A 25570-nucleotide genomic window follows, 5' to 3' on the forward strand; every position below is an offset into this window, starting at 1 on the left:
GACGAGGCCATGAACAAGACGACGGCGAGCAGCGCGATGCTTCGCGCGGCGACACCCTATGGTTTCCTGCTGCCGGCACTGTTGGTGACGGCGCTGGTCATCCTGTTTCCGGTCCTGCAGACGGCCTGGTACAGCCTGCACGACTACATTCTCTACGACCCCGACAATTTCCGCTTCGTCGGTTTGCGGAATTTCGCGACCGCACTCTCGGACGAGGTCTTCTGGATCGCGCTACTGAACTCGGCGATCTGGGTCGCGGGCATCGTGTCGCTCCAGCTTCTGCTCGGGCTCGGCGCGGCTCTGCTGCTCAACCAGAGCTTCTGGTGGCGCGGCATGGCGCGCGCGCTCGTCATCATCCCCTGGGCGTTGCCGAGCGTGATCATCGGCCTGATGTGGACCTGGATCTATGATTTCAATCTCGGCGTCTTCAACGACATCCTGCTGCGCCTCGGCCTGATCTCGGCCCCGCATCCCTGGCTCGCCCAGCCCTCCACGGCGCTGGCCTGCATCATGCTGGCGCTGGTCTGGCAGGGCTTTCCGTTCTTCACCGTCACCATCCTCGCGGGTTTGCAGACCGTGCCGGGAGAACTCTACGAGGCGGCCGAGATCGACGGCGCCAGCCCCTGGCGCCAGTTCGTCCACGTCACCCTGCCCTCGATCGCCGGCATCGTGACCACGGCCGTACTGCTGCGCATTATCTGGGTCGCCAATTCGCTCGACGTCATCCTGGTGATGACTGGCGGCGGGCCGGGCTATGCCACGCATACGCTACCGCTCTACGCCTTCCTGCGCGCCTATACCGGCATGGAATTCGGCTATGCCGCCTCGCTCTCGCTGATGCTGACGGCGATCCTGCTCGGCATCGTCTGGCTCTATGTCCGCCGCCAGGCCGGGGAGATGGAGCGATGATCCGGCGCCGTTCCTTCGCCCGCAATCTGATCCAGGTCGAAATCCCCGTCCTGCTGGTGCTCGCCTTCGCGCTGGCACCGTTCGTCTGGATGCTGCTGACCTCGATCAAGCCGAATGCGGACCTCTCGCAGTTCCCGGTGCGCTACCTGCCGAGCAGCACGACCTTCGAGCACTATCAAACACTGATCCAGCGCACGAGCTTCCCGGTCAACCTGCTGAACAGCCTCGTCATCGCCTGCGGTGCCGTCGTGCTGGGGTTGGCGGCCAGCGTGCCGGCCGCCTATTCGTTCTCGCGCTTCCGGTTCCGCGGCCGGCGCATGCTGATGACCGGCTTCCTCGTCATCAACATGTTCCCGATCGTGCTGCTGATTATCCCGCTCTTCGTGCTGATGCGGACGCTCGGGCTGATCGACACCTTCATCGGCGTCATCATCGGCCATTCGACCTTCTCGATCCCGTTCTCGATCTGGATGCTGGTCAGCTATTTCAACGCGATTCCGAAAGATCTCGACGAAGCCGCGACGATCGACGGGGCCTCGCGCCTGCAGACGATCCGGCTGGTGGTGCTGCCGCTGGTGATGCCCGGCATCGTCACCACCGCGATCTACGTCTTCATCACCTCGTGGAACGAATATCTGTTCGCGATGATGCTGTCGGGCGAGACGGTCAGGCCGGTGACCGTCGCGCTGCAATTGTTCATCGGCGAATTCACGGTGCAGTGGGGCGTCCTCACCGCGGGCGGCACGATCATCGCTTTGCCCGTCACCATCCTTTTCCTTTTTGTGCAGAAGCGCCTCGTCGGCGGCCTGACGGCAGGAGCAGTCAAATCATGACCAATGCGATCGGGGTGATCTCGATGTTCTATGCGCGCCCCTTCGGGCGCGAGCATTTCCCGACCTTCCGGCGCATGAAGCAGGCCGGGGCCGATGTGGTCGAACTGCTGGTGCCGGAGCCGGGCGAGCTCGACCTTGCCGAGACGAAGGCCGCCGCCACCGATGCCGGCCTCTCGATCGTGCTGGCGGCGCGGGTGAACCTGACCCGCGATCTCGCCAGCGCCGACCCGGCCGCGCATGCAGCCGGCATCGCCTATCTCGAGCAATGCGTCGACATCGCTGCCGCGTTGGGGGCGGGTATCGTCGGCGGGCCGCTCTATGGCGCGCCGCTCGTCTTCGCCGGCCGGGCGCCGCAGCCGGTCGAGCCGGCCGAGCGCCGCCGGCGGGTCAATGCCGTCGTACGCGGGCTGACGCAGGCCGCGAAACGCGCCGCCGACAAGGGCGTCGTCCTCGGCGTCGAGCCCCTGAACCGGTTCGAGACCGACATGTGCAACACCTGCCGCCATGCGCTGGATTATGTCGAGGCCGTCGCCTCGCCTGCCGTCGGCGTGATGCTCGACACCTTCCACATGAACATGGAGGAATACGATCTCGCCGCCTCGATCCGGCTGGCGGGATCGCGGCTCGTGCATTTCCAGGCGAACGAGAACAATCGCGGCTTCGTCGGCTCGGGCCATATCGACTGGCCTGCCGTCGCCCGCGCCCTCGCGGCCTCCGGCTATCAGGGCCCGATCGTGCTGGAGCCGTTCCGGCGCGACGACGAGGCGGCAGGCGTGACGCTGGCGCAATGGCGCGCGCCCACCCGGAACGAGGATGCGGAGCTCAAGGCCAGCATCGACTATCTCAAGGCGACGCTCGCCTTCGCCGACCGGCTCGCGACGACGAAGGGAATTGCGTGATGACATCCCCCTTGCGCCTCGGCTGGATCGGTTGCGGCACCCATGCCAACGAGATGCTGCTGCCGCAGGTCACGCGGCACGACGTCGTCCTGCAGGCGATCTGCGACATCTCGCCCGACAACCTCGCCTCCACCGGCCGGCGCTACGGTGTCGCGCCCGAGAACCAACTGAGCGACTGGCACGCCCTGCTCGCCCGCTCCGACATCGACGCGGTTGGCCTCGCCATGGGGCCGCGGCAGCATCATGAGGTCGGTCTCGCCGCGATCGCGCGGGGATTGCCGCTCTTCATCGAGAAGCCGCCGGCCGCAACCTCGCGGCAAGCGCAGGAACTGGCGGATGCCGCCAAGGCCCGGGGCGTTCCGGTCGTCGTCGGTTTCATGAAGCGGTATTCCACCGCCAATCGCATCGCGGCCAATGTCATCCACACCCCGGAATTCGGGGAAACCGCGAGCTTCCTCGGCCAGTACATGACGGCGCCGACCTACTTCGCGGGGGATGTCGACTATACCGGCTTCTATCTGCATCACTGCGTGCATTATTTCGACCTGATCCCCCATCTGATGGGCGAGGTCGCGACAGTCGGCGCACGCCGGCACGAGCTGGAACCCGGCAAGCTGCTGCTCCATGTCGATTTCCGCTTCCGCAACGGCGGCATCGGCACGCTCGTCATGGGGACGCATCAGTCGCGCGGCACGCCGATGGAATGGTGGCAGGTGATGGGCGACCATCGCCGCGTCGAGGTCCGCAACCTGCATGAGGTTCGCTATTTCCGCAGCCCCCCCTTCAAGGTGTCGCGCCCCGACGCCAGCCTTGTCGACGGCGAAGATACGCTGGTCTGGGAGCCCAATTTCACCGTCGCTGCCAACGAGGACCACAAGGGCTATCACGCGATCCTCGGCGATTTCGTGCGGGCGGCGCGCGGCGAGACACTGGACTTTCCCGATGCGGCGGCGGGCGCACGGGCGCTCGCCCTCCTCGAACAGGCCATCGCTTCCGCCGAAACCGATGCGCATCGGTGATCGATGCCCGGACATGAAGGGGCAATGTCCGGGGCCGACAGCTCTCCATCGCTAGGCTCAGGGCCGAATCATTTGGCCTGAGATGCGATTCACGGTGTCCGGAAAGAGCCGTGATAGGTCATTCGTTTCTGCCTGCCAGGGGTCGATGACCGGCGCGTGGTGAGCGGTATCCCTGTCACCGGCTCACTCCCAGCTCAGCGCGCCGCCATTCTGGTATTCGATGACGCGGGTCTCGAAGAAGTTCTTCTCCTTCTTCAGGTCCATCGCCTCGCTCATCCAGGGGAACGGGTTCTCGGTCTCGCCGAAGACCGGCGGCAGGCCGAGCTGAGCGCAGCGGCGGTTGGCGATGAAGTGCATGTACTGCTCGCAGAGCGCCGCGTTCAGGCCGAGGAAGCCCCTCGGCATGGTGTCGCGGCCATAGGCGGCTTCAAGCTCGGCCGCATCGCGGATCATGCCGCTGACCTCGTCCTGGAAGGCCTTGGTCCAGAGATGCGGGTTCTCGATCTTGATCTGGTTGATCACGTCGATGCCGAAGTTCAGATGGATCGACTCGTCGCGCAGGATGTACTGGTACTGCTCGGCGATGCCGACCATCTTGTTGCGCCGGCCGAGCGACAGGATCTGCGCGAAGCCGGTGTAGAACCACATGCCCTCGAAGATCACGTAGAAGGTGATCAGGTCGCGCAGCAGCGCCTGGTCGTTTTCCGGCGTTCCCGTTTTGAAGTCCGGGTCCTCGATGTTCTGCGTATGCTTCAGCGCCCAGGCCGCCTTGTCGGTGATCGAGGGCACCTCGCGATACATGTTGAACAACTCGCCCTCGTCGAGCCCGAGGCTCTCAACGATGTACTGGAAGGTGTGGGTGTGGATCGCCTCCTCGAAGGCCTGGCGCAGCAGGTACTGCCGGCATTCCGGGTTGGTCAGGTGTCGGTAGATCGCCAGCACGATGTTGTTGGCGACGAGAGATTCGGACGCCGCGAAGAAGCCGAGATTGCGCTTGAGCATGCGCCGCTCGTCCTCGCTGAGCCCGTCCTTCGACTTCCACAGGGCGATGTCGGCTTGCATCGAGACCTCGGTCGGCATCCAGTGGTTGTTGCAGCCGGAAAGGTATTTCTCCCAGGCCCATTTGTACTTGAGCGGCAGGAGCTGGTTCACGTCGGCGCGCGCATTGATCATGCGCTTCTCGTCGACCGTGACGCGGCTGCCATTGCGATCGATCGTGCCGAGGCCGGTGGCGTCGGCGGCGGGAGGAGGGTTTGTCAGGATGGCCGGGGTCGAGGGCTTGGTGTCGGACCAGTCGAGCATGAGGTGTTCCGTTCTGAAATGAAGGGGCGTCATGCTCGGGCTTGACCCGAGCATCTCATGCCGAAGGAGGCCTTAGTGCCTTATCCTGCCGGAGATTCTCGGGTCTGCGCTTCGCTTCGCCCGAGAATGACGCGAGAGGTGGAATGACGGCGGGTTACTGGCAGGCTTCGCAGGTCGGATCGTCGATCGAGCAGGCGTTGGGGACGGCCATGCCGTTCTCCAGCGGGATATCGACGATGATCGGCGCGGCGGCCTTGGCTGCGACCGGCACGGTGGCCGAGACCGCATTGAGCTTGCCGTCCGTGCCCTTCAGCGTCGATTTCTCGACATGGGTCGCCGACAACGCCCGCAGGTAGTAGGTCGTCTTGAGGCCCAGCCGCCAGGCCAGGCGATAGGCCTCGTCGAGCTTCCGGCCCGAGGGCTGCGCCATGTAGAGGTTCAGCGACTGGCCCTGATCGATCCATTTCTGCCGGCGCGCCGCCGCCCTGATCAGCCATTCCGTCGGAATCTCGAAGGAGGTGGCATAGAGCGCCTTGAGATCGGCCGGGACGCGATCGATCCCACTGACCTTGCCGTCGTAGTATTTGAGATCCGAGACCATCACCTCGTCCCAGAGCCCCCTCGCCTTCAGGTCATGAACGAGCCCGGCATTCACCACGGTGAAGTCGCCCGACATGTTCGCCTTAACGTAGAGCTGGCTGTAGCTCGGCTCGATCGACTGCGAGACGCCGACGATGTTGGAGATCGTCGCGGTCGGCGCGATCGCCATGGTGTTGGAGTTGCGCATGCCGGTCGTGACGACCCGCTCGCGCAGGCCCTCCCAGTCCAGCGTCGAGGAGCGGTCGAGTTCGACATCGCCGTCGCGGGCGTCCGAGAGGATGTCGAGCGAGTCGATCGGCAGGATGCCCTTCGACCAGAGCGAACCCTCGAAGCTCGGATAGCGCCCGCGCTCGGCGGCGAGATCGACCGAGGCCTGGATCGCATGGAAGCTGATCACTTCCATCGACGTATCGGCGAAGGCGACGGCGCCTTCCGAGGCCGCCGGCAGACGCAGTGTCTGGAGCGCGTCCTGGAAACCCATCAGCCCCAAGCCCACCGGGCGATGGCGCAGGTTCGAGCGGCGTGCCTCGGGGATCGTGTAGAAATTGATGTCGACGACGTTGTCGAGCATGCGCATCGCGGTGGTCACGGTGCGGGCCAGGCGAGCCTGATCGAGCCCATCGGGCGTCACATGCGCCGCGAGGTTCACCGAGCCGAGATTGCAGACCGCGACCTCGTCGGCCGAGGTGTTGAGCGTGATCTCGGTGCAGAGGTTCGAGGAATGCACCACGCCGGCATGCTGCTGCGGCGAGCGCAGATTGCAGGCATCCTTGAAGGTAATCCAGGGATGGCCGGTTTCGAACAGCATGGTCAGCATGCGCCGCCAGAGGTCGAGCGCCTTCACCCGTTTGAAGACCTTGATCTGGCCAGCGGCTGCCTTCGCCTCATAAGCCTCGTAGGCCGTCTTGAATGGCTTGCCATAGAGATCGTGCAGGTCCGGAACCTCGTCCGGCGAGAACAGCGTCCAGTCGCCGCCGGCCTCGACGCGCTGCATGAACAGGTCGGGAATCCAGTTCGCCGTGTTCATGTCATGGGTGCGGCGGCGGTCGTCGCCGGTGTTCTTCCGGAGATCGAGGAACTCCTCGATATCGACATGCCAGGTCTCGAGATAGGCGCAGACCGCGCCCTTGCGCTTGCCGCCCTGATTGACGGCGATGGCCGTATCGTTCGCGACCTTCAGGAACGGCACCACGCCCTGGCTCTCGCCATTGGTGCCCTTGATATGGGCGCCGAGACCGCGCACCGGCGTCCAGTCATTGCCGAGGCCGCCCGAGTACTTGGCGAGCAGCGCATTGTCCTTCACCGCCTTGAAGATACCGTCGAGATCGTCAGCGACGGTGGTCAGGAAGCAGGAGGAGAGCTGCGGGCGCAGCGTCCCGGAATTGAACAGCGTGGGGGTCGAGGCCATGAAATCGAAGGATGAGAGCAGATCGTAGAATTCGATCGCCCTGCCCTCGCGATCGATCTCGCGGATGGCGAGACCCATGGCGACACGCATGAAGAAGGCCTGCGGCAGCTCGAAGCGGTTGCCCCGGACATGCAGGAAATAGCGGTCGTAAAGCGTCTGGAAGCCGAGATAGTCGAATTGCAGATCGCGCTCGGGCTTGAGTGCAGCGGCGATGCGGGCGATGTCGAAGCGGCCGAGCTCGGGGTCGATCAGCTCGTTCGCGATGCCGGTCTTGAGATAGGCATGGAAGTAGTCGGCATAAAGCACTGACATCTCTTCCTGCGTCGCCTGCTCTGCGCGGCCATGGACGAAGCTCAGTGCCTCGCGACGGAGCTTGTCCAGCAGCAGGCGCGCGGAGACCTTGGCGTAGTTCGGCTCGCTCTCGATCAGCGTGCGGGCGGCAAGGATCGGCGCCAGTGCCAATTCGTCGAGCGAGATGCCGTCATAGAGATTGCGGCGCGCCTCGGTGAGGACCGGCTCGGCCGAGACGCCGTCGAGATCGGCACAAGCCTCGCGAACCACCTTGTCGAGGCGGCCGGCGTCGAGCGGGATAAGCGTCCCGTCGGCGAGCTTCATGTGCAGCAAGGGAGCTGCGGAGGCGACAGGCTTCGTCTCGGCAACCGCCCTCGCCCGCTCGCGCGCCCGCTCCTCGCGATAGAGCACATAGGCACGGGCGACCTTGTGGTGTTCGCCGCGCATCAGGGCGAGCTCGACCTGGTCCTGCACATCCTCGATATGGAAAGTGCGGCCGGTCGCAGCCCGGCGGGTCAGCCCCGCGACGACCTGCTCTGTCATCTCCGCGACGGCTTCGTGGATGCGGCGCGAAGCGGCGGCGTTCGATCCTTCGACGGCGAGGAACGCCTTGGTCAACGCCACGGTGATCTTCGAGGGATCGAACGGCGTCACCGCGCCGTTGCGGCGAATGATCTGGTAGCCGGGCTCGCTCGCAGCGAGCTTCGACAGTGTCGGCTCTGCGGCTGACGGAGCGGCGGCAGGCCGCTCGGCTTCAATGGAAAGAGACATCGGCATCAACCCCAAATGTTGGGGGCAAAGGCCAGAGCGGTTGCGTCGAGAAGGCGCGCGGCACCATAAGGCCGCGACCTGCCAAGCGCACCACCGGGACACCCCGCCCGAGGACGTATACGAGGTCGCGGCAGGTCTCCTGGCTCACGGGTCAGCGCTCTCGTCCCGTCTTCCCAAGGCCTTGCAGCCTCAGTGACTTATCGTGGACGTGAACTCGCCGCTTACAGTTGCGGGGGCAGCGCCGGTCTCTCACCGGCTTCCCTCTTAGCTCTCGATCTTGCGATTCGAGAGACCATCGACCACCAGATCTAGTAGCTAAAGGGCATCGCCTGTCAACAGGTCGTGACGCCGCCGTCCGGCGCCTGTGAAGATCGGGGATCACCGCGCGGCCTCCGGCCTACCCTGTTCGTGCTGTTCGGCAATGACGTCGGCTCTGCCTTCGCTTCGGCGAAACCGCGTCGAGCGATGCTTCGCGCCTCAAGCGCTAGCGCCCCTTCGCCGCCCGCCATGATCGACGCACGCCCCGTTCCCGAGCTTCGCGCAATTCGCGACCGCCACGAGCTGTCTGCGATGGCTGCCGAGCCGCCCCAGCGTATCGCGATAGCGCGTCTCAGGCCGGGTCACACGGTTGCTGTCGGTCGATTTGGCGCCCGGCTGATTTTCCGAAAATATTGCGAGATAAAACCTTCCATTTGACAATGTGTCTTATAAGTACCATGATAGAAACATCGATCTAGGCCGAACGAATTGGCCCCGCGCTTTCATCGCGCACTGCTGACGAACTTCCTGCTCAAATCGAAAAATGCGCTGCACCCGCGGCGCATGAACAATAGCCTTTACAGGAGGTCAGCATGGCCAGTGGCACAGTTAAGTGGTTCAACACCGACAAGGGTTTTGGTTTCATCCAGCCGGAAGACGGCGGCCAGGACGCCTTCGTCCATATCAGCGCCGTGGAGCGTGCCGGTCTGCGCACGCTGAAGGAAGGCCAGAAGGTCTCCTATGAGCTGGTGCAGGACAAGCGCTCCGGCAAGGTGTCTGCGGACAACCTGCAGGCCGAGTGAGCTAGACGCCATCCGGCGCGTCAATCGAGATCAGCGGCGACCGCGGATGTACCGGCGCCCGTTCGATTGAGCGGCGGATAGCCACGGAGGGGTCGGGATCAACCCGGCCCTTTTTGTTTGCATCAGAAGGGAAATTCGAATGCAGGTTCTCGTTCGCGACAACAACGTCGACCAGGCGCTTCGCGTCCTCAAGAAGAAGATGCAGCGTGAAGGCGTGTTTCGCGAGATGAAGGCGCGTCGCGCCTACGAGAAGCCGTCCGAGCGGCGAACCCGCGAGAAGGCCGAAGCCATCCGCCGCGCCCGCAAGGCAGCGCGCAAGCAGGCTCAGCGCGAAGGATTGCTGCCGATGCCGAAGCGCGTGGAACGGCCGGCACGGCCCGGGCAGGCCCCCGCGCAGGCACGATAGGCGAGGATTTGGGCTTGGGCTTCAATCCGCAGGATTTTGCCGATGGCCGGGCCTGCTCGCCAGGCCGAACCGGCGAGGATCGAAGCCGAGCCCCACGCAAGGTTCTGCCCGAAGCCGTTCGATCCATGCAGGAGCGTGCTGCCGGAAAACGCCGCTGACGCCCTGGCGTCCTGCGTTCGAGAAGGAGTTTGCCGATGTCGAGCAACAGAATTCCGCCGGAAGAGGCGCAATTGCGGGCCCAGAGCAGAGCGACGCTCGCAGCGCAACGCCGCGCCGAGGCCGAAACGGCCCTGGAAGCGTTGCGGGTGGAACAGATCGCCGTCCGCGAGCGCACCGCAAAACTGCGGGCCTTGCGGCTCGCCAAGGAGGCCGCCGACGCCGAGGCCGCCGCGGCGGTGCCGCCAGCCAAGACGCGAGCCAAGCCCGCCAAGACCGTTGTTCGGCGGAGAACCGCTTCTTCCTGATCTCCAACCGGAGGATGGCGCGCGAGGCGTTGCCGTCAGTCTTGGTCAGCAACCCGGCAGCCGAACTCGGCCGCCGCTGCGGTGAACCAGGACCAGAAGCTTCCTGCCATGCTGCGTGCGACCATGATCTCGAAGACGGGTCCGTCCGGCCCGTCGGCGAGGCGCCATAGCTGCACGCCGAGATAGGCCACGCTCGTCACGGCGGTCTCGCCGACGCCGAAGGCCGAAGGATGCAGGTCGAGCATCACGCCCTTTGCCAGCAGATCGCGGGTCCTGGGGCCCTGAAGCCGGAAGGCGGCGCGCGCATCGCTCTGATCGCTGATGGCGGCATGGGTCGCGAATTCATCGAGCAATGGCTGGAAGCCGTCGCGCGAAGCCGCGCGCAGCAGCCATTGGTCCGGCCCCGCCCAGATCGCGTCATGGGCCCCGCCCGATACGATCCTCGGCATCTCCGGCAACGCGATGCCGAGCCGGCCTTCGACGGCCCGCGACAGGGCCATCGCCGCACCCGGCCGGGCGATCAGGGTCGCCAGGCCGAAACCATCCAGCAGAGTCGCAACGACGCCGGTCTCGCCCTTCGCGCCGAAGGAGCCGGGTTGCGCGATGCCCGCCCAGGCGCTGCGCGGGCGCCATGAGGTCGCGATCTCAGCCATGGAGGCAGTTTCCTTCCGGATCGACGAAGACGGGCGAGCAGATCTCGACGACGATGTCGCCATTTCGGACGGGATCGTAAGCACGCACGCGCTCGCCGATGCGACCGGCGCCGTTCCGGATCAGGCCGAGGCCGATCCAGTGGTTCAGATGCGGCGAATGGGCAACCGAGGTCATGTAGCCCTCGTCGTTCTCCATCACCGCCGCCTTGCCGATGCCGATGAAGTGGGCGCCGGCCCGCAGGCGCTGGGAGGGATCGACCGGCTTGAAGCCGACGAAGGACGGCCGGTCCCGCTCGATCAGGGCCGGCCTGCCCGCCATCAGGCGGCCGATATAGTCCTTCTTCGAAGACATCATCTTGCCGAGGCCCAGATCGCGCGCCGTGGTCTGGCCGTTGAGCTCGTTGCCGGCGACATGGCCCTTCTCGATGCGCATCACCCCGAGCGCCTCGGTGCCATAGGGCGTGATGCCGAAGGGCTGGCCGGCCTGCATCAGGGCGCGCATCATCGCATCGCCATAGGCGGCCGGAACCGCCAGCTCATAGGCCAATTCGCCCGAGAAGGAGATCCGGAACAGCCGCGCCGGAATGCCTCCGCCGACCGTCACGGCGCGCGCCGCGAGATAAGGGAAGGCCTCGTTCGAGATGTCGTGCTCGTGATCGACGACGCCGCGCAGGGTTTCGCGCGCCTTAGGTCCCGCGATGGAAGCTTGTGCCCATTGCTCGGAGACCGAGACCATCCGGACATCGAGTTCCGGCCACAGCACCTGATGGCAGAACTCCAGATGCTGCATCACCTTGCCGGCATTCGCCGTCGTGGTCGTCATCAGGAAATGATGCTCGCCCAGACGCGAGGTGGTGCCGTCATCCATGACGAAGCCGTCCTCGCGCAGCATCAGGCCGTAGCGCGCCTTGCCGGCCGGCAAGGCCTTCCAGCCATTGATGTAGACGCGCTCCAGGAATTCGGCGGCGTCCGCCCCCTGGATGTCGATCTTGCCGAGCGTCGAGACGTCGCAGAGGCCGACGCTCGCGCGCACGGCCTTGACCTCGCGGTCGACCGTCGCCTGCCAGTCGTTTTCGCCGGGGCGCGGATAATACTGCGCCCGCAGCCATGGGCCGGCCTCGACGAAGACGGCGCCCTGCTCCCGCGACCAGTCATGGGTCGGCGCCAGCCGCACCGGCCTGAATTCCTTGCCGCGATGATGGCCCGCGAGCGCGCCGATCGCCACCGGCGTGTAGGGCGGCCGGAAGGTCGTGGTGCCCGTCTGCGGGATCGTCCTGCCCGTCTGCTCGGCCATGATGGCGAGACCGGAGAGGTTCGAGGTCTTGCCCTGGTCGGTCGCCATGCCGAGCGTGGTGTAGCGCTTGAGATGCTCGACCGGCCGGAAGCCCTCGCGCGCCGCGAGCTCGACATCCCTGTCGGTGACGTCGTTCTGGTAATCGACGAAAGCCTTGCCCTTCGTTCCCTTCACCCGCCAGAGCGGCTGCAGCCCGGTCGTCTCGGGATCGGTCGCAGGCACGGGTGCCGGCGGCGCAGGCGTCAGCCCCGCATCGGCGGCAGCCTCGCGGCCGAGCCGCGCGCCGTCCTCCAGCGCCTGAGCCAGGGCGAAATGCCCGGCCGCGCTCCCCGCGACCGCGAGGCCCGCCGGCAAGGTTCCCGGCACGAAGCATTGCAGGCCGTCGTCCCAGGCCGGCTTGCCGTTCTGGTGCGAGGTCAGATGCAGCGTCGGGTTCCAGCCGTTCGAGACGGCGAGCAGGTCGCAATCGACAGCCGTCGTCGCTCCGGAGGAATCGCGGATGGTGACGCTGCTGAGGTGCCGGCCGCCGCGCGTGCCTTCGATCGCACCGCCTGCGAACAGCCTTGCACCGAGCTTGTCGGCGAGCGCCTTGCGGGCGGGTTCTGACTCGCCGCGGGCATCGACGATGGCAGCGATGCGGCCACCGGCTGCGGCGATATCGCGTGCCGTGGCCCAGCCATCGTCCCCGGCCGTGAACAGCACCGCCTCGCGGCCCGGCAATGCACCGTAGCGGTTGACGTAGGTGCGCGCCGCTCCCGCCAGCATGACGCCCGGCGTATCATTGCCGGGGAAGACGATCGGCCGTTCCAGTGCGCCTGCGGCGAGGATCGCGCGCTTGGCATGGATGCGCCAGCCGCGCTGTCGCGGCTGATGCGGCGCCGGCTCGGGCAGGTGATCGCCGACGCGCTCGACCGCGCCATAGATGCCGTGGTCGTAGAGGCCGAAGACGGTGGTGCGCGGCATGATCCGCACTTCGGGCAGGCTCTCGAGCTCGATCAGCGTCGCCGCCAGCCATTCGGCCGCCGGCTTGCCATCGATCTCGCGCCTCTCGGCCAGCAGGCGCCCGCCGAGGCGAAAATCCTCGTCGCAGAGGATGACGCGGGCGCCGCTGCGCCCCGCTGCGAGCGCGGCGGAAAGGCCGGCCGGGCCGCCGCCGATCACCAGCACGTCGCAGAAGGCGAAGGCCTTCTCGTAATGGTCGGGATCTTCTAAGCCGGCCGCGCGGCCGAGGCCCGCCGCACGGCGGATCAGGGGCTCGTAGAGCTTTTCCCAGAAGGCCGCCGGCCACATGAAGGTCTTGTAGTAGAAGCCCGCGACCAGCGCCGGCGAGAGCAATCCGTTGATCGAGAGCAGATCGAAGGCGAGCGAGGGCCAGCGGTTCTGACTGGCCGCGTCGAGCCCGTCGAACAGCTCGACCACCGTGGCGCGCGTGTTCGGCTCGCGGCGGGCCCCGGAGCGCAACTCGACCAGCGCATTCGGTTCCTCCGGGCCGGCCGAGAGGATGCCGCGCGGGCGGTGATATTTGAAGGAGCGGCCGACGAGCCGCACGCCATTCGCCAGCAGCGCGGAAGCCAGCGTATCGCCGGCAAATCCGCGATAGGACCTGCCGTCGAAGCTGAAGCTCAGCGGCCGGCTGCGATCGACAAGGCCGCCGGAGGCGAGACGGAAGGGCTGCCCGCTCATGCCGCGGCTCCCGCCTTGCGCGCCCTGGCGGCCTCGACCGAGGCGATCGCGTGGGTGCGGGTGTCGCGGGTCACGACCAGCCAGGCATGGCAGCCGGCCCCGTGATACCAGAGCTCGCGGTGGCTGCCGGCCGGATTGTCACGCAGATAGACGTACTCGGTCATCGCCGCTTCCGTCGCTGCCATCCCGTCGGGTCGCTGCGGATCGGCCGCGCCGAGATAGCTGAATTCCTGGGCGTCGCGCGCGCCGCAATGGGGGCAGGTGATGCGCATCGGGGATCCTCGGGCAGCGCGCGGTCAGTGCAGATTGGGCTGGGCGCCGGCGCCCTTTTCGTCGATCAGGCGCCCGGTCGCGAAGCGATCGAGCCGATAGGCGCTCGCGACCGGGTGCGGCTCTCCCGTCGCGATCAGATGCGCGAAGCAGAAGCCGGAGGCCGGCGTCGCCTTGAAGCCGCCATAGCACCAGCCGGAATTGAGATAGAGCCCCTCGATCGGCGTCAGGTCGATGATCGGCGAGCCGTCCATCGACATGTCCATCACGCCGCCCCAATGGCGCAGCATCCGCACCCGGCCGAGCCCCGGCCAGAGCGCCATGGCCGATTCCATCACGTCCTCGATCACCGGCAGATTGCCGCGCTGGGCGTAGGAGTTGTAGCCGTCGATGTCCCCGCCGAAGACCAGCCCGCCCTTGTCGGACTGGCTGATGTAGAAATGCCCGGCGCCGAAGGTGACGACGCCGTCGATCAGCGGCTTCAGCCCCTCCGAGACGAAGGCCTGGAGCACATGGGTCTCGATCGGCAGGCGCAGGCCCGCCATCGCCGCCACCCGTGACGAATTGCCCGCGACGGCCATGGCGATCTTCTTCGCCCGGATCGGTCCCCGCGATGTCTCGACGCCGACGGCCCGCCCGCCGGCCATGGTGATGCCGGTAACCTCGCAGTTCTGGATCATGTCGACGCCGCGGCTGTCGGCGGCGCGCGCATAGCCCCAGGCGACGGCGTCATGCCGGGCCGAGCCGCCGCGGCGCTGCAGGAGCCCGCCCCGGATCGGGAAGCGGGCGTTGTCGTAGTCGAGATAGGGCAGCATCGCCCTTACCTGCTCGCTGCCAAGCAGTTCGGCATCGACCCCGGCGAGCCGCATCGCATTGCCGCGCCGGGCGAAGGCATCCCGCTGCGCGTCGGAATGAAAGAGGTTCAGGACACCGCGCTGGCTGACCATGGCGTTGTAGTTCAGGTCCTGCTCCAGCCCTTCCCAAAGCTTCATCGAGAGCTCGTAGAAGGGCGTGTTGCCGGGCAGCAGGTAATTCGAGCGGATGATCGTGGTGTTGCGGCCGACATTGCCGGAGCCGAGATAGCCCTTCTCCAGCACCGCGACATTGGTGATGCCGTGCCGGCTGGCGAGGTAATGCGCCGTCGCCAGGCCATGCCCGCCGCCGCCGATGATGACGACGTCGTATTCGGGCCTGGGCGCGGGATCGCGCCAGGCCGGGGTCCAGCCCTTGTGACCCTGAAGGGCCTGGGTGAGCAGCGAGAAGACGGAATAGCGCATCGAGGGGTCCGGGCGGTCTTGTCATCCGGAGATTGACCGACATAGGCTCCGCGACATGCTCGATAGCGACATCCGATTGCCCGTTAGCGACGACAGCGCACCGACCCATGTCGGCTTCCTGCTGATCCCGGATTTCGCGCTGCTGCCCTATGCCTCGGCGATCGAGCCGTTGCGTGCGGCCAACCGGCTCTCCGGCCATTCGCTCTACCGCTGGAGCCACATCTCGATCGACGGAACGCCCGCCCCGGCCTCGAACGGCGTCGCCATCGCACCGGACGCCAATATCGGTGCCGAGCTTCGGCTCGACTATCTTTTCGTCTGCGCCGGAGGAAATCCGGCTCTCTTCCACCATCAGCCGACCTTCTCCTGGCTCCGGCAGCAGGCCCGGCGCGGCGTGCGGATCGGCGGCGTTTCGGGGGGGCCCTATCTGCTGGCGCGGGCCAATCTGCTGAGCGGCTACCGGTTCACCATCCACTGGGAGCACGCGGCCGCGTTCCTGGAAGAATATCCCGACCTCGACCTGCGCCGCTCGCTTTACGAAATCGACCGCGACCGGCTGACCTGCAGCGGCGGCACCGCCCCGCTCGACATGATGCATGCCGTGATCGCCCGCGAGCATGGCAGCGAGCTTGCTTTGGCCGTCAGCGAATGGTTCCTGCAAACCCAGGTCCGGGAGGGCGCAGACCCCCAGCGCATGAAGCTGCGCGAGCGGCTCGGCATCGCGCATGCTCCGCTGCTGCGGGTCATCGGCCGCATGGAGCAGACGATCGAGAACCCCGAGCCCCGCGAAGCCCTCGCCCGGCTCGCCAATGTCTCGCTGCGCCAGCTCGAGCGCCTGTTCCGGCAACATCTCGGCCGTTCTCTCGGCGAGCACTACCTGGGGCTGCGCCTCGACCGCGCGCGCGACCTGCTGCGGCAGACCAGCCTTTCCGTCCTGGAAATCGCGCTCGCCTGCGGCTTCGCCAGCGCCAGCCATTTCTCCCGCAGCTATAGCGGGCGCTTCGGCTATCCGCCGCGATCCGAGAGACTGCCGCAGCACCCCATCGCTCGACGCTGAATGTCAAGAAAGCGTCGCATGGGGTCAATTCCACGCATCGATCCACCGGAAGTCTAGGGCTTCAAAAAAAGACAGGGGATCGCGACCGATGAAACGTTTGACCGCTCTGGCGCTCGCTGTAGCCGCCACGCTCGCCGCCATGCCCGCCCTCGCGCAGGACACGCTCGCCAAGATCAAGGAGAAGGGCGTCCTCACCGTCGGCGTCAAGAACGACTACAAGCCCTGGGGCTTCCTCGATCCGTCGGGCAAGATCGTCGGCCTCGAGATCGATCTCGCGCAGGAGGTCGCGGACAAGCTCGGCGTCAAGCTCGAGATGGTCCCCGTCATCGCCGCCAACCGCATCGAGTTCCTGCGCCAGGGCCGCATCGACATGATCCTGGCGACGCTCGGCGACACGGCCGAGCGACGCAAGCAGATCGGCATGATCGAGCCGAACTATTATGCCGGCGCCACCAATGTGCTCGCGCCCAAGAGCGCCGGGCTGAAGAAGTGGGAAGACCTCAAGGGCCGCAAGGTCTGCGCCGTGCAGGGCGCCTATTACAACCGCCGGGTCTCGCAGATGTATTCCCCGGACCTCGTCGTGTTCCCCTCGGTGCCGGACGGGCTCAACGCCCTGCAGGGCAACAACTGCGTCGCCTTCCTCTTCGACGACACGCTGATCGTCTCGACGCTGTCGGGCGGCGATCCGAAATGGGCCAATTACGAGATGCCGCTGACCTCCGAGGACCCGCAGCTCTGGGCGATCGGCGTGCGCCTCGACGATCTCGACGGCGGCTTCGGCAAGCTGCTCAAAGACATGTCGGTCGAGTGGCACAAGAGCGGCAAGCTGCTCGCGCTCGAGAGCAAATGGGGCATCAAGCAGAGCCCGTACCTGATCGAGACCAACAAGAAGCTGAAGGGCGGCGCGTAACCTCGGGCGTCATTCTCGGCTTGCGCCTGAGAATCTCATGACCAGAGGGCTCTGGTTTCCGAGATGGTCGGGTCAAGCCCGACCATGACGCACCAAGGCCGCCTGAGGTTTCGGACATGATTGCCGCCTTCTTCGAGCGCCTGAACGATGTTCATGGCCTCAATTTCTCGATCTTCTACGACGCTTTCGATCGCTCCCGCTTCCTGATCGGGTTGTGGACCACGAGCTATATCTGCGTCGTGTCCATCCTGGCCTCGCTCGCGATCGGACTTGTCGGTGTCTGGGTCGCCGGCAGCCATTCGCGGCTCGGTCGGCTTCTGGTGCGGGCTTACGTCCAGTTCTTCCGCAACACGCCGCCGCTGGTGCAGCTCTCCTTCTTCTACTTCGCCGTCGGCGGCCTGCTGCCCACCGTGTCGGACGGTTTCGGCGGGCAGTCCCCCTTCGTCAGCGGCACCGGCTGGGCCATCATCGCCTTCTCGCTCTTCGCCGGAGCGTTCAACGTGGAGATCTTCCGCGCCGGGATCGAAGCGGTGCCCGAAACCATGGTCGAGGCGGCGGAATCGCTCGGCTACACGCGCTTCCAGCTCTGGCGCCAGATCGTGCTGCCGCTGGCCTTCCGCATCTGCCTGCCGGCGCTGAACAACAACCTCGTCAATCTCGTGAAGACGACCACCCTCGCCTATGCGATCGGCGTGCCGGAACTGCTCTATGCGGCGTCGCAGATCTGGTCCGAGGTCTTCAACGTCCGTGAGATGATGAACGTGCTGCTGGTGACCTATGTGCTGCTGGTCGCCGTGCTGGTCTGGGTGATGCATCGCTGGGAGAAGGCCATGCGCATTCCGGGCTACATGCCATGAAGACCGGCGCCACCGACCTCCCCGTCCTGAAACCATTCCGCGCAGCGCCGATCGCATCGAGCGGGCTCGCCGCGCCGGCGATCCTGAGCTTCGGCGTCGTCGCCAGCATCGCGCTGCTCTTCGCCGCCTCCCTGGCTGTCGCCCAGGCCACCGGCCCAGCAACACGTGACGGGGCCTTCACCATCCTGCTGCGCTGGGCGCCGCTGATCTTCCAGGGCTTCCTGTTCAATCTGCTGATCAGCTTCCTCTCGATGGCGCTGGGCACGGCGGTCGGCGTGCTGTTCGGCATCTGGCAGGTCTCGCCCTCGGCGGCTCTGCGCAAGCCGGCCTGGGCCGCGACGCAGTTCTTCCGCAACGCGCCCTGGCTCGTCCTGCTGTTCTACGCGATGTTCCTGCTGCCCTTCGAGATCAGGCTCGGCCCGTTCACCATCGCCTTTCCGGCCTGGGTCAAGGCGATCATCGGGCTCGCGCTGCCGGTCGCGGCCAATGTCTCCGAGATCGTGCGCGGCGGCATCCGCTCGATTCCCTCCGGCCAATGGGAATCGGCCGAGGCGCTCGCCTTCACCCGCCGCCAGACGATGTGGATGATCATCCTGCCGCAGGCCTTCAAGCGGATGATCCCGCCCTGGATGAACCTCTACGCCATCCTGACCATGGCCACGACACTGATCTCGGTCGTCGGCATCCAGGACGGGCTGACGGTGACGCGCGCCGCCCTCGTCGCCGAGAGCCGGCCCGATCTGATGCTGCCGATGTACCTGCTGCTTCTGCTGATGTTCTTCGCCTATTGCTATCCGATCGCCCGGCTCACCATGGCGATCGAACGCCGCTTCAACGTGAAGGGATGACCATGGCTGCCAAGCATGAACTCGGCGAGCCGGTCGTCGTGGTCGAGGGCGTCGAAAAAGCCTTCGGCGCCTTCCCGGTGCTGAAGGACGTCAGCCTGACCATCCGCCGCGGTGAGACCGTCTGCATCATCGGCCCCTCAGGCTCGGGCAAGTCGACGCTGCTGCGCTGCATCAACGCGCTGGTGCCGATCAGCAAGGGCTCGATCACGGTCGCCGGCCGGCAGGTCAACGACCCCGCGCTCGACAAGCTGGCGCTGCGCCGCGATGTCGGCATCGTCTTCCAGCAGTACAATCTCTTCCCGCACAAGAGCGCGCTGCAGAACGTGATGATGGCGCCGGTCCATGTGCTGAAGCAGGACCGCGCCGAGGTCGAGGAGCGGGCCAGGCGCCTGCTCGCCAAGGTCGGCCTCTCGCACAAGCACGACGCCTATCCGGGCGAGCTCTCGGGCGGGCAGCAGCAGCGCGTCGCCATCGCCCGCTCGCTGGCGATGAACCCGAAGGTCATGCTGTTCGACGAAGTCACCGCCGCGCTCGACCCCGAGACCAAGAAGGAGGTGCTGGTCACCATCCGCGATCTCGCGGCGGAGGGCATGACCTGCATCCTCGTCACCCATGAGATGGGCTTCGCCCGCGAGGTCGCCGACCATGTCTATTTCACCGATGGCGGCGTGATCGTCGAGCACGCGCCGCCGGCCGAATTCTTCGGTGCGCCGCGCGAGACGCGCACCCGCGCTTTCCTTGAACAGGTTCTCTAACGCGGGGCCGATATCGCATTTTGGCCAGCCGCCACAGGCCATCGACCCAGGAATGAACGGCGTCATTCGAGAGGGGTATCCATGAACATCCCGGCCTCAGATCCCAAATCCGTCACCGGCAAGCCCCTGACCATCGACGAAAATGTCGATGTCCTCGTTGTCGGCGCCGGTCCGGCCGGCCTCGAAGCCGCGATCGGGGCGGCTGCGCGCGGGTTGGGCGTGCTGCTGGTCGACGAGAACCCCGTGCCGTTCAAGACGATGGGCGATGAGGTGCCGCTGCATTTCGGGCAGGGCATGGCGGCCAGCGCCCGCAATCGCAACGCCATGATGGAGGCATTCGTGGCCTCCGAACCGCGGATCGCGGAGGCTTTCGAGGCCGGCATCGATGTCCGCCTCGGCACCGCTTGCTGGGGGCTCTACGCCAATGGCCCGGCTCTCGGCTGGATGCCCGGCCTCGTCGCGGGCCTGGCCGATGAGGAGCGCAGCTTTCTCGTCCAGGCGCGGCACGTCATCCTCGCCTGCGGCCGGCGCGACATGGGGCTCGGCTTCCCCGGCTGGGAGAAGCCGGGGGTGATGGGCGCCACCGCCGCGCTTGCTCTGGCCACGCGCTACGGCGCGCTCGGCCCGCGCAAGCTCGTCGTCCTCGGTTCGGACACGGAAGCGCTGAGCACGGCGCTCGCCTTGCGGGAGGCCGGCGCGACCATCGCGGCTGTTGTCGAGCAGGCGCCCGAGATCGTTGGCGACGCGGCGCTGCTGGCCAGCCTGCGCGAGGGCGGAACCGAGATTCTGACCCGCCATGTCGTGCGCGAGGCAGCCGGCCGCGACGGTGTCGAGGCGGCATTGCTCGCAAAGCTCGACGAGGCCGGAAAGCCTTCGGCCGAGGAACGCAGCCTCGCCTGCGACGGCATCGTGCTCGCCGTCGGCACGACCGCGGTCATCGACCTGCTCGATGCCGCCGGCTGCAAGGTCGCGTTCCAGCCCGAACGTGGAGGCTATGCGCCGGTCCTCGATGCGAACCAGCGCTCCAACATCGCGAATGTCCATGCGGTCGGCGACTGCGCCGGCATCTGGGCCGCGAAGACCCGCGACCGCGCGATCGCCGAGGCTGAAGCCGCCTGCGCCGTCGCGGCCCTCGACGCGGAGGCGATCACAGCAACAGCCTCGCAACCGCCGGCGCCGGAATACGATATCAGCGCCTATCGCCTGGCCTGGGTCCGTGCGAGCGTCGTCGAGGCCCGCGCGGAGTTTCATGTCTGCCAATGCGAGGAGGTGACGGCCCGCGAGATTCTCGAGGTCCGGCCGCCGCGTTATCTGGACTGGCAGGACGAGCGCCGCAATGACCGCTCCCTCTCGACGCTGCTCGGCGACGGCCCGCCCAATCCCGACCAGGTCAAGCGCCTGACACGCGCCGGCATGGGCCCCTGCCAGGGTCGCCGCTGCCGCGAGCAGGTCGCGGCCCTGCTGGCGCTGGGCGCCGCGCAACCACTCTCGGCGATCCCCCTTGCCGGCTACCGGGCTCCGACTCGCCCGATGCCGTTGTCCATGACGCTATCCGTCCCGGAAGCGCCCGAGCAGGCCGAGCATTGGGACACCTGGTTCGGCATGCATGCGCAGTGGCAACCGTTCTGGGAGGTGCCGGAGCGCTACACCGTCGCGGGCAATGACGCGACCGGCCCCGTCGCGAGCGAGTGAGAGCCATGATGAACGAGATCAAGGGAGCTTCGGTCGTCATCGTCGGCGGCGGCGTCACCGGCCTCTCCGCCGGCTGGTGGCTGGCGCGCGATGGCGTCGATGTGCTGGTGCTGGAGAAGGGCCTGATCGGCTGGGAGGCTTCCGGCCGCAATGGCGGCGGCTGCTCGCACCACCACTCGCCGCTCTTTGCCGAGGAGCAGCGGCTCTGGCCGATCCTGGACGAGATGCTCGGCTATCCCACGGAGTTCCGGGGCGAGCGCATCCGCCTCGCCTCCAGCGAACACCAGATGGCGCTTTACGGCCGCGCCTTGCGCAATGCCGAGCGGCAGGGCTTCCAATCCGAGGTGCTCGACGTCAGGCAGGCCAAGGAGATGGTGCCGCTGGCGGGCGACACCATCGTCGGCGGCTACCACTACAAATTCGGCGGCCATGCCAACCCGCACCGCACGCTGCAGGGCTATGCCTGGGCGATGCAGGATCATGGCGGGCGTCTCCTGCAGCACACCACCGTCACCGGCTTCCGCAGCGAAGGCGGGCGCGTGACCGCCGTCGAGACCGACCGCGGCGTCATCGGCTGCGACAGCCTCGTGCTCGCCGCCGGCCCGCAGACCGGGCGGCTCTCGGCGATGCTCGGGCAGGAGGTGCCGGTGCAGTCGGCCCGCTGCGAGATGATCGTGACCGAGCCCTTGCCGTTGATGCCGCTCGGCGGTGTCGATGGCTGCGGCCTCTACGGGCGCCAGACGCTCCGCGGCAACCTCGCCTATGGCGGCGGCCCGCATGAATGGCTCGCACTCGCCGAGCAAGGCACGCCGGCCAAGCCGACCACGCCGCTGATGCTGCATATGGGCAAGCGCCTCGCCGAGCTTCTGCCCAAGGCGGCTCATGCCCGGATCATCCGTTCCTGGGCCGGTGTCATCGAGAACACGCCCGATGGCCGCCCCGTCATCGACCGGCTGGATTCGCAGGCGAATGTCGTGGTCGCGACATTGTCGAGCGTCGGGTTCGGCCTCTCACCGGCGAGCGGCCACGCCATCCGCGATCTGGTCGTCGACGGCGAATGCGGCTTCGCCGACATTTCGAGCTTCAAGCTGTCGCGCTTCGCCGCGCTGGAGCCGAACTGGAGGGAATTGCAGGGCTGGCAGGTGACGGCGGCAGCGGAAGTTCTGGCTGCGTGAGACAGTGCTGGCCGGAGCCTCAAGCGAGTGTCGAGCAGCGATCCCCGCCGGTCGTCATGAGAGCCTGCGGTCGTGGATGTCGTCGATCCTGTCGAGAGCGGCACGATGCTCGACGAGCAGTTCCTGAAGGGGCCCCATCGCCCTGAAGGCATGCAGGTCCTGCTCTTCCTCACCCTGTTGCTGCCAGGCCAGGATAGCGGCCTCGGCCAGGGCGACCTGCTCCTCGGAAAGGCCGTCGCGGGTCGATTCGCCGCGCTCCAGCGCGAGGCGCTCACCGATCCGGCGGCGCAACTCCTGCTCATAGGCGACGATCGCTGCAAGCTCGTCCGTATAGCGAGCCATTGCGGGCCTCAATGCACCGTCGCGATGTCGTCCTCGTCGGGATCGATCAGCTTGGCCAGGCCCAGCTGGCGGACCCCATCCATGAACTCGGCGAAGGCTTCGGCATCGGTGGCGAAGCTGTCCTGCCAGACCGTCGAGCCGCCCTCGGCATCGACCAGTTCGAGCGTCCAGCCCTCGGTCCCCTCGAGGCGATAGATCTCGACCTGCACGGTGATGCCATCATGCGTGATGGTCTGCGAGAGAGGCGAGCGGATGATCCCGGGAAAGTCGGCCATTCCTCAAAATAGCGCATCGTGATCGTCAGGAAACCCCCCAGCCTTGACGATGAACAACCATCCGCGCGCATTGCAGGACCTGTGTCGCTCAAAGCCGGATCGGTGACGTCCGGCACTGGACGCGAGCCGCGAAGCTGCGGGAGAATAATCACGCGGCTCGATGAAAAAACCGGGCGCCCACGTTGCCGGCGGTGCATGATCGTATCGTGCGGAACATGATCGTTCCGATGCAGGAAGCTATGGAGCCCCCCATGCCTGAGAATGCGACGCAGCAGGATCTGGATGCCCGGATCGCCATCGCCCGGCGCAACATTGCCGAATTGACCGAGCAGGCCACCGGCGCAGCCGGCGCTGCGGTGGAGGAAACCATCGCCAACCGGATCGCCGAGCAGCAGGATCTGCTCAACGAACTCCTGAAGCGACGCGAGGCTCTCGGGTAGAGCCTGCCTGCCGGCGCCGGTCCGCAGGCGCCGGCATATTCCTCACTCCTCCTTGTCGCGCGAGGGCGCGGCCTCGTCGCTCTGCTCGAGCGGCTCGCCGGGAATCACATAGCTGCCCTTGAGCCAGCGGCCGAGGTCGATATCGGCGCAGCGCGGCGAGCAGAAAGGACGATAGCGTTCCGCTGCCGGCTTGCCGCAGATCGGGCACGGCCGTTCGGCCGGCGGCTTCTTCTCGGTTTCAGCCATATTTAAGCGTAATGCCTCCGTCGACGACGAGCTCGATGCCCGTGACATAGCGCGCCTCGTCGCTGGCAAGGAAGAGCGCGGCGTGGGCGACATCCCAGGCCTCGCCCATATGGCCCATCGGCACCTGCGCTGCACGGGCGGCCCACATCGCCTCGATATCGCCGTCGCCATAGGCCTGCGCCAGCCCGGCGGAATGCTCGACCATCGGGGTCTTCATCAGCCCGGGCAGGATGGCGTTCACCCGGATTTTCTGTGGAGCATATTGCGCCGCCGTGGTGCGGGTGAGCTGGTTGAGGCCGGCCTTGGTGGTGGAATAGCTCGCATAGGGCACGCCGGTGTGGCGGATCGAGGCGATGGAGGAGATGTTGATGATCGAGCCGCCCTCGCCGGTCTCCTCGAACTGGCGCAGCATCACCGGAATCACGTGCTTCATCGCCAGGAAGGCGCCGGTGAGGTTGACGCGGAAGACGCGCTCCCAGGTCTCCTCGGGCAGGTCGACGACGCTGCCGACCTCGGCGATGCCGACATTGTTGTCGAGGATGTCGATGCGGCCATAGCGGCCGAGCGCGCGGCCGACGAGGTCGGCGACCTGGTCCGCCCTGGTGACGTCGGCCTGCACGGCGAAGGCCTGGCCGCCCTCGTTCTGTATGATGGCAGCGGTCTCCTCGGCGGCGTCGCGGTTGATGTCGGCGCAGATCACCTTGGCGCCCTCGCGGGCGAAAACCGTCGCGGTCGCCTTGCCGTTGCCCCAGCCCGGCCCGATCGACCCGGCCCCGGCCACGATCGCGACCTTGCCCCTGAGACGTCCCGTCATCCCTGCCTCCCGAAGGGTCCGCCCTGTTGGGACGGACCGATGCGATGTTGTCGCGCGCCTTGTCAGGCTGGCGCGCTGCGTGCGGGAGGATCAGGGCAATGGAGACGGGAGGCAACCCCCGCGAGCCGCGGAGATCAGGCCGCGTTCATCCAGCCGAAGCGGATCGGGAAGCCCTCGCCGCCCAACAGGTTCACCGTCTCGTAAAGCGGCAGGCCGACCACACCGGTATAGGAGCCGACGAGCTTGATGACGAAGGAGCCGGCAATGCCCTGGATGGCGTAGCCGCCCGCCTTGCCGCGCCATTCGCCGGAGGCGAGATAATGCTCGATATCCTCGGTCGACAGACGCTTGAAGCGCAGCCGCGTCTCGACGATCCGGTCCCGAATCGCGCCCGAGGGCGTGACCAGCGCCACGCCGGTATAGACGCGGTGGGCGCGTCCCGAGAGCAGGCGCAGGCAGGCGGCGGCCTCGTCGACGATCTCGGCCTTGGGCAGGATGCGCCGGCCGACGGCGACGACGGTGTCGGCCGCGACGATGTAGCAGCCTTCGAGATCGGCGCGCGCCTTTGCGCCCTCCCGCGCGGCTTCCGCCTTCTCGCGGGCGAGGCGGCGGGCGAGATCGCGCGGACGCTCGGACTTGTGGGGCGTCTCGTCGAGATCGGCCGGCAGCAGCGCGTCGGGCTTAAGGCCGGCCTGTTCGAGCAAAGCGAGCCGCCGGGGCGAGGCCGAGGCCAGCACCAGCATCGGCCGCCAGCCAGGTTGTTTGGGCGGGGAAAAGAAACTCAAGGGCGGCTCGGCCACATTCCGGTTTGCAGGACGGTCGGATGACGGTAACGGTCGGATGTCTCAGGCTTTAGAGTATTTCGGCGCGCTAATAAATCCGAAACCCTTGCGGCGATGCGCCGGCGGGTGGGTCGTCGTTTGCGCGCCATCCGCGATCTGCACAGATAACGGGCTGGACAGCTGGTATACCAGCCATTGCCAAGCGCCTCCGGCCGCGCCACACTACGCGCCCTTCAT

26 protein-coding genes and 1 riboswitch are annotated in these 25570 nt (G+C 66.6%); of the genes, 15 read left to right on the plus strand and 11 right to left on the minus strand.

What is annotated here, in order from left to right; genetic code table 11:
- Nucleotides 1-9: 9 nt before the first annotated feature.
- Genes IED13_RS00565 through IED13_RS00580 form a run of 4 tightly spaced genes read left to right on the plus strand, consistent with a single transcriptional unit; the run spans nucleotide 10 to nucleotide 3660 of the window.
- The gene (locus IED13_RS00565; RefSeq protein WP_038361916.1) at nucleotides 10-909 is read left to right on the plus strand and encodes a carbohydrate ABC transporter permease; all 900 of its coding nucleotides are present in this window, start codon (nucleotides 10-12) and stop codon (nucleotides 907-909) included.
- Nucleotides 906-1742 carry a carbohydrate ABC transporter permease gene (locus IED13_RS00570; RefSeq protein ID WP_038361913.1) on the plus strand — a complete coding sequence of 279 codons (837 nt, stop codon included), beginning with the start codon at nucleotides 906-908 and terminating at the stop codon, nucleotides 1740-1742. The genes IED13_RS00565 and IED13_RS00570 overlap by 4 nt, the downstream gene beginning before the upstream one ends.
- Nucleotides 1739-2641, plus strand: coding sequence for a sugar phosphate isomerase/epimerase family protein (locus IED13_RS00575; protein WP_191123018.1), 903 nt, complete (start codon nucleotides 1739-1741; stop codon nucleotides 2639-2641). Before IED13_RS00570 ends, IED13_RS00575 begins: the two co-directional genes overlap by 4 nt.
- The gene (locus IED13_RS00580; RefSeq protein ID WP_191123019.1) at nucleotides 2641-3660 is read left to right on the plus strand and encodes a Gfo/Idh/MocA family protein; all 1020 of its coding nucleotides are present in this window, start codon (nucleotides 2641-2643) and stop codon (nucleotides 3658-3660) included. The genes IED13_RS00575 and IED13_RS00580 overlap by 1 nt, the downstream gene beginning before the upstream one ends.
- A 183-nt stretch (nucleotides 3661-3843) precedes the next feature.
- Here the strand turns inward: IED13_RS00580 and IED13_RS00585 are convergent, their stop codons facing one another.
- The gene (locus IED13_RS00585) at nucleotides 3844-4962 is read right to left on the minus strand and encodes a ribonucleotide-diphosphate reductase subunit beta (protein WP_191123020.1); all 1119 of its coding nucleotides are present in this window, start codon (nucleotides 4960-4962) and stop codon (nucleotides 3844-3846) included.
- A gap of 154 nt (nucleotides 4963-5116) precedes the next feature.
- The gene (locus tag IED13_RS00590; protein WP_191123021.1) at nucleotides 5117-8032 is read right to left on the minus strand and encodes a ribonucleoside-diphosphate reductase subunit alpha; all 2916 of its coding nucleotides are present in this window, start codon (nucleotides 8030-8032) and stop codon (nucleotides 5117-5119) included.
- Between the two features lie 112 nt (nucleotides 8033-8144).
- Nucleotides 8145-8345: riboswitch (cobalamin riboswitch) on the minus strand.
- A gap of 538 nt (nucleotides 8346-8883) precedes the next feature.
- Here IED13_RS00590 and IED13_RS00595 point away from each other — a divergent pair.
- The 3 genes from IED13_RS00595 (at nucleotide 8884) to IED13_RS00605 (ending at nucleotide 9963) form a co-directional block, all read left to right on the plus strand.
- The gene (locus IED13_RS00595; protein WP_038361902.1) at nucleotides 8884-9093 is read left to right on the plus strand and encodes a cold-shock protein; all 210 of its coding nucleotides are present in this window, start codon (nucleotides 8884-8886) and stop codon (nucleotides 9091-9093) included.
- A 139-nt stretch (nucleotides 9094-9232) separates the two neighbouring features.
- Nucleotides 9233-9499: a 30S ribosomal protein S21 gene (gene rpsU, locus IED13_RS00600; RefSeq protein WP_038361899.1), complete on the plus strand. Its 267-nt coding sequence runs from the start codon at nucleotides 9233-9235 to the stop codon at nucleotides 9497-9499.
- 194 nt (nucleotides 9500-9693) lie between these two features.
- Nucleotides 9694-9963 (plus strand): hypothetical protein, encoded by a 270-nt coding sequence (locus tag IED13_RS00605; protein WP_038361897.1) that lies wholly within the window; start codon nucleotides 9694-9696, stop codon nucleotides 9961-9963.
- A gap of 35 nt (nucleotides 9964-9998) precedes the next feature.
- On the opposite strand, the gene IED13_RS00610 is transcribed toward IED13_RS00605, so the two are convergent.
- From IED13_RS00610 to IED13_RS00625, 4 genes are read right to left on the minus strand one after another with little or no spacing between them, the layout of a single operon-like run.
- Entirely contained in the window at nucleotides 9999-10616 is a 618-nt protein-coding gene (locus tag IED13_RS00610; protein ID WP_248312397.1) for a sarcosine oxidase subunit gamma, read from the minus strand.
- Nucleotides 10609-13593 carry a sarcosine oxidase subunit alpha family protein gene (locus tag IED13_RS00615; RefSeq protein WP_191123023.1) on the minus strand — a complete coding sequence of 995 codons (2985 nt, stop codon included), beginning with the start codon at nucleotides 13591-13593 and terminating at the stop codon, nucleotides 10609-10611. The genes IED13_RS00610 and IED13_RS00615 overlap by 8 nt, the downstream gene beginning before the upstream one ends.
- Nucleotides 13590-13865, minus strand: a complete 276-nt coding sequence (locus IED13_RS00620; RefSeq protein ID WP_112764104.1) for a sarcosine oxidase subunit delta — start codon at nucleotides 13863-13865, stop codon at nucleotides 13590-13592. The genes IED13_RS00615 and IED13_RS00620 overlap by 4 nt, the downstream gene beginning before the upstream one ends.
- Before the next feature lie 24 nt (nucleotides 13866-13889).
- Complete coding sequence (locus IED13_RS00625) at nucleotides 13890-15140, minus strand: sarcosine oxidase subunit beta family protein (protein WP_133561666.1); 1251 nt, start codon at nucleotides 15138-15140, stop codon at nucleotides 13890-13892.
- Between the two features lie 55 nt (nucleotides 15141-15195).
- Between IED13_RS00625 and IED13_RS00630 the strand changes: the two genes are divergently transcribed.
- From IED13_RS00630 to IED13_RS00660, 7 genes are all read left to right on the plus strand, one after another.
- Nucleotides 15196-16197 carry a GlxA family transcriptional regulator gene (locus IED13_RS00630; RefSeq protein WP_191123024.1) on the plus strand — a complete coding sequence of 334 codons (1002 nt, stop codon included), beginning with the start codon at nucleotides 15196-15198 and terminating at the stop codon, nucleotides 16195-16197.
- A gap of 88 nt (nucleotides 16198-16285) precedes the next feature.
- Entirely contained in the window at nucleotides 16286-17107 is an 822-nt protein-coding gene (locus IED13_RS00635) for a transporter substrate-binding domain-containing protein (protein ID WP_113253231.1), read from the plus strand.
- A gap of 116 nt (nucleotides 17108-17223) precedes the next feature.
- Nucleotides 17224-17964 carry an amino acid ABC transporter permease gene (locus IED13_RS00640; RefSeq protein WP_191123025.1) on the plus strand — a complete coding sequence of 247 codons (741 nt, stop codon included), beginning with the start codon at nucleotides 17224-17226 and terminating at the stop codon, nucleotides 17962-17964.
- A complete protein-coding gene (locus tag IED13_RS00645) occupies nucleotides 17961-18812 on the plus strand; it encodes an amino acid ABC transporter permease (RefSeq protein WP_191123026.1) in 852 nt (283 codons plus the stop codon). The genes IED13_RS00640 and IED13_RS00645 overlap by 4 nt, the downstream gene beginning before the upstream one ends.
- A gap of 2 nt (nucleotides 18813-18814) precedes the next feature.
- Nucleotides 18815-19567, plus strand: a complete 753-nt coding sequence (locus IED13_RS00650; protein ID WP_038361875.1) for an amino acid ABC transporter ATP-binding protein — start codon at nucleotides 18815-18817, stop codon at nucleotides 19565-19567.
- Nucleotides 19568-19648: 81 nt separating this feature from the next.
- Entirely contained in the window at nucleotides 19649-21259 is a 1611-nt protein-coding gene (locus IED13_RS00655; RefSeq protein ID WP_191123027.1) for an FAD-dependent oxidoreductase, read from the plus strand.
- Between the two features lie 5 nt (nucleotides 21260-21264).
- Nucleotides 21265-22434: an NAD(P)/FAD-dependent oxidoreductase gene (locus IED13_RS00660; protein WP_208112856.1), complete on the plus strand. Its 1170-nt coding sequence runs from the start codon at nucleotides 21265-21267 to the stop codon at nucleotides 22432-22434.
- Nucleotides 22435-22488: 54 nt separating this feature from the next.
- On the opposite strand, the gene IED13_RS00665 is transcribed toward IED13_RS00660, so the two are convergent.
- Both IED13_RS00665 and IED13_RS00670 read right to left on the minus strand, forming a co-directional pair.
- Nucleotides 22489-22776 carry a hypothetical protein gene (locus IED13_RS00665; RefSeq protein WP_112764100.1) on the minus strand — a complete coding sequence of 96 codons (288 nt, stop codon included), beginning with the start codon at nucleotides 22774-22776 and terminating at the stop codon, nucleotides 22489-22491.
- 8 nt (nucleotides 22777-22784) lie between these two features.
- A complete protein-coding gene (locus tag IED13_RS00670; RefSeq protein ID WP_038361865.1) occupies nucleotides 22785-23051 on the minus strand; it encodes a hypothetical protein in 267 nt (88 codons plus the stop codon).
- A gap of 251 nt (nucleotides 23052-23302) precedes the next feature.
- Between IED13_RS00670 and IED13_RS00675 the strand changes: the two genes are divergently transcribed.
- Nucleotides 23303-23491, plus strand: coding sequence for a hypothetical protein (locus IED13_RS00675; RefSeq protein WP_038362563.1), 189 nt, complete (start codon nucleotides 23303-23305; stop codon nucleotides 23489-23491).
- A 42-nt stretch (nucleotides 23492-23533) separates the two neighbouring features.
- Here IED13_RS00675 and yacG read toward each other — a convergent pair whose 3' ends face one another.
- From yacG to IED13_RS00690, 3 genes are all read right to left on the minus strand, one after another.
- Nucleotides 23534-23737, minus strand: coding sequence for a DNA gyrase inhibitor YacG (yacG, locus tag IED13_RS00680; protein ID WP_112764099.1), 204 nt, complete (start codon nucleotides 23735-23737; stop codon nucleotides 23534-23536).
- Nucleotides 23730-24551, minus strand: a complete 822-nt coding sequence (locus IED13_RS00685) for an SDR family NAD(P)-dependent oxidoreductase (protein ID WP_191123028.1) — start codon at nucleotides 24549-24551, stop codon at nucleotides 23730-23732. The genes yacG and IED13_RS00685 overlap by 8 nt, the downstream gene beginning before the upstream one ends.
- Before the next feature lie 134 nt (nucleotides 24552-24685).
- A complete protein-coding gene (locus IED13_RS00690; protein ID WP_112764098.1) occupies nucleotides 24686-25294 on the minus strand; it encodes a Maf-like protein in 609 nt (202 codons plus the stop codon).
- Nucleotides 25295-25570 lie beyond the last annotated feature (276 nt).

The organism is Allobosea spartocytisi, from assembly GCF_014764685.1.
Classification (GTDB): Bacteria; Pseudomonadota; Alphaproteobacteria; order Rhizobiales; family Beijerinckiaceae; genus Allobosea; species Allobosea spartocytisi.

Coding starts and splice junctions, on each gene's coding strand:
- IED13_RS00565 (WP_038361916.1), top strand. CDS start 10: ATGAACAAGACGACGGCGAGCAGCGCGATGCTTCGCGCGGCGACACCC.
- IED13_RS00570 (WP_038361913.1), top strand. CDS start 906: ATGATCCGGCGCCGTTCCTTCGCCCGCAATCTGATCCAGGTCGAAATC.
- IED13_RS00575 (WP_191123018.1), top strand. CDS start 1,739: ATGACCAATGCGATCGGGGTGATCTCGATGTTCTATGCGCGCCCCTTC.
- IED13_RS00580 (WP_191123019.1), top strand. CDS start 2,641: ATGACATCCCCCTTGCGCCTCGGCTGGATCGGTTGCGGCACCCATGCC.
- IED13_RS00585 (WP_191123020.1), bottom strand. CDS start 4,962: ATGCTCGACTGGTCCGACACCAAGCCCTCGACCCCGGCCATCCTGACA.
- IED13_RS00590 (WP_191123021.1), bottom strand. CDS start 8,032: ATGTCTCTTTCCATTGAAGCCGAGCGGCCTGCCGCCGCTCCGTCAGCC.
- IED13_RS00595 (WP_038361902.1), top strand. CDS start 8,884: ATGGCCAGTGGCACAGTTAAGTGGTTCAACACCGACAAGGGTTTTGGT.
- rpsU (WP_038361899.1), top strand. CDS start 9,233: ATGCAGGTTCTCGTTCGCGACAACAACGTCGACCAGGCGCTTCGCGTC.
- IED13_RS00605 (WP_038361897.1), top strand. CDS start 9,694: ATGTCGAGCAACAGAATTCCGCCGGAAGAGGCGCAATTGCGGGCCCAG.
- IED13_RS00610 (WP_248312397.1), bottom strand. CDS start 10,616: ATGGCTGAGATCGCGACCTCATGGCGCCCGCGCAGCGCCTGGGCGGGC.
- IED13_RS00615 (WP_191123023.1), bottom strand. CDS start 13,593: ATGAGCGGGCAGCCCTTCCGTCTCGCCTCCGGCGGCCTTGTCGATCGC.
- IED13_RS00620 (WP_112764104.1), bottom strand. CDS start 13,865: ATGCGCATCACCTGCCCCCATTGCGGCGCGCGCGACGCCCAGGAATTC.
- IED13_RS00625 (WP_133561666.1), bottom strand. CDS start 15,140: ATGCGCTATTCCGTCTTCTCGCTGCTCACCCAGGCCCTTCAGGGTCAC.
- IED13_RS00630 (WP_191123024.1), top strand. CDS start 15,196: ATGCTCGATAGCGACATCCGATTGCCCGTTAGCGACGACAGCGCACCG.
- IED13_RS00635 (WP_113253231.1), top strand. CDS start 16,286: ATGAAACGTTTGACCGCTCTGGCGCTCGCTGTAGCCGCCACGCTCGCC.
- IED13_RS00640 (WP_191123025.1), top strand. CDS start 17,224: ATGATTGCCGCCTTCTTCGAGCGCCTGAACGATGTTCATGGCCTCAAT.
- IED13_RS00645 (WP_191123026.1), top strand. CDS start 17,961: ATGAAGACCGGCGCCACCGACCTCCCCGTCCTGAAACCATTCCGCGCA.
- IED13_RS00650 (WP_038361875.1), top strand. CDS start 18,815: ATGGCTGCCAAGCATGAACTCGGCGAGCCGGTCGTCGTGGTCGAGGGC.
- IED13_RS00655 (WP_191123027.1), top strand. CDS start 19,649: ATGAACATCCCGGCCTCAGATCCCAAATCCGTCACCGGCAAGCCCCTG.
- IED13_RS00660 (WP_208112856.1), top strand. CDS start 21,265: ATGATGAACGAGATCAAGGGAGCTTCGGTCGTCATCGTCGGCGGCGGC.
- IED13_RS00665 (WP_112764100.1), bottom strand. CDS start 22,776: ATGGCTCGCTATACGGACGAGCTTGCAGCGATCGTCGCCTATGAGCAG.
- IED13_RS00670 (WP_038361865.1), bottom strand. CDS start 23,051: ATGGCCGACTTTCCCGGGATCATCCGCTCGCCTCTCTCGCAGACCATC.
- IED13_RS00675 (WP_038362563.1), top strand. CDS start 23,303: ATGCCTGAGAATGCGACGCAGCAGGATCTGGATGCCCGGATCGCCATC.
- yacG (WP_112764099.1), bottom strand. CDS start 23,737: ATGGCTGAAACCGAGAAGAAGCCGCCGGCCGAACGGCCGTGCCCGATC.
- IED13_RS00685 (WP_191123028.1), bottom strand. CDS start 24,551: ATGACGGGACGTCTCAGGGGCAAGGTCGCGATCGTGGCCGGGGCCGGG.
- IED13_RS00690 (WP_112764098.1), bottom strand. CDS start 25,294: ATGCTGGTGCTGGCCTCGGCCTCGCCCCGGCGGCTCGCTTTGCTCGAA.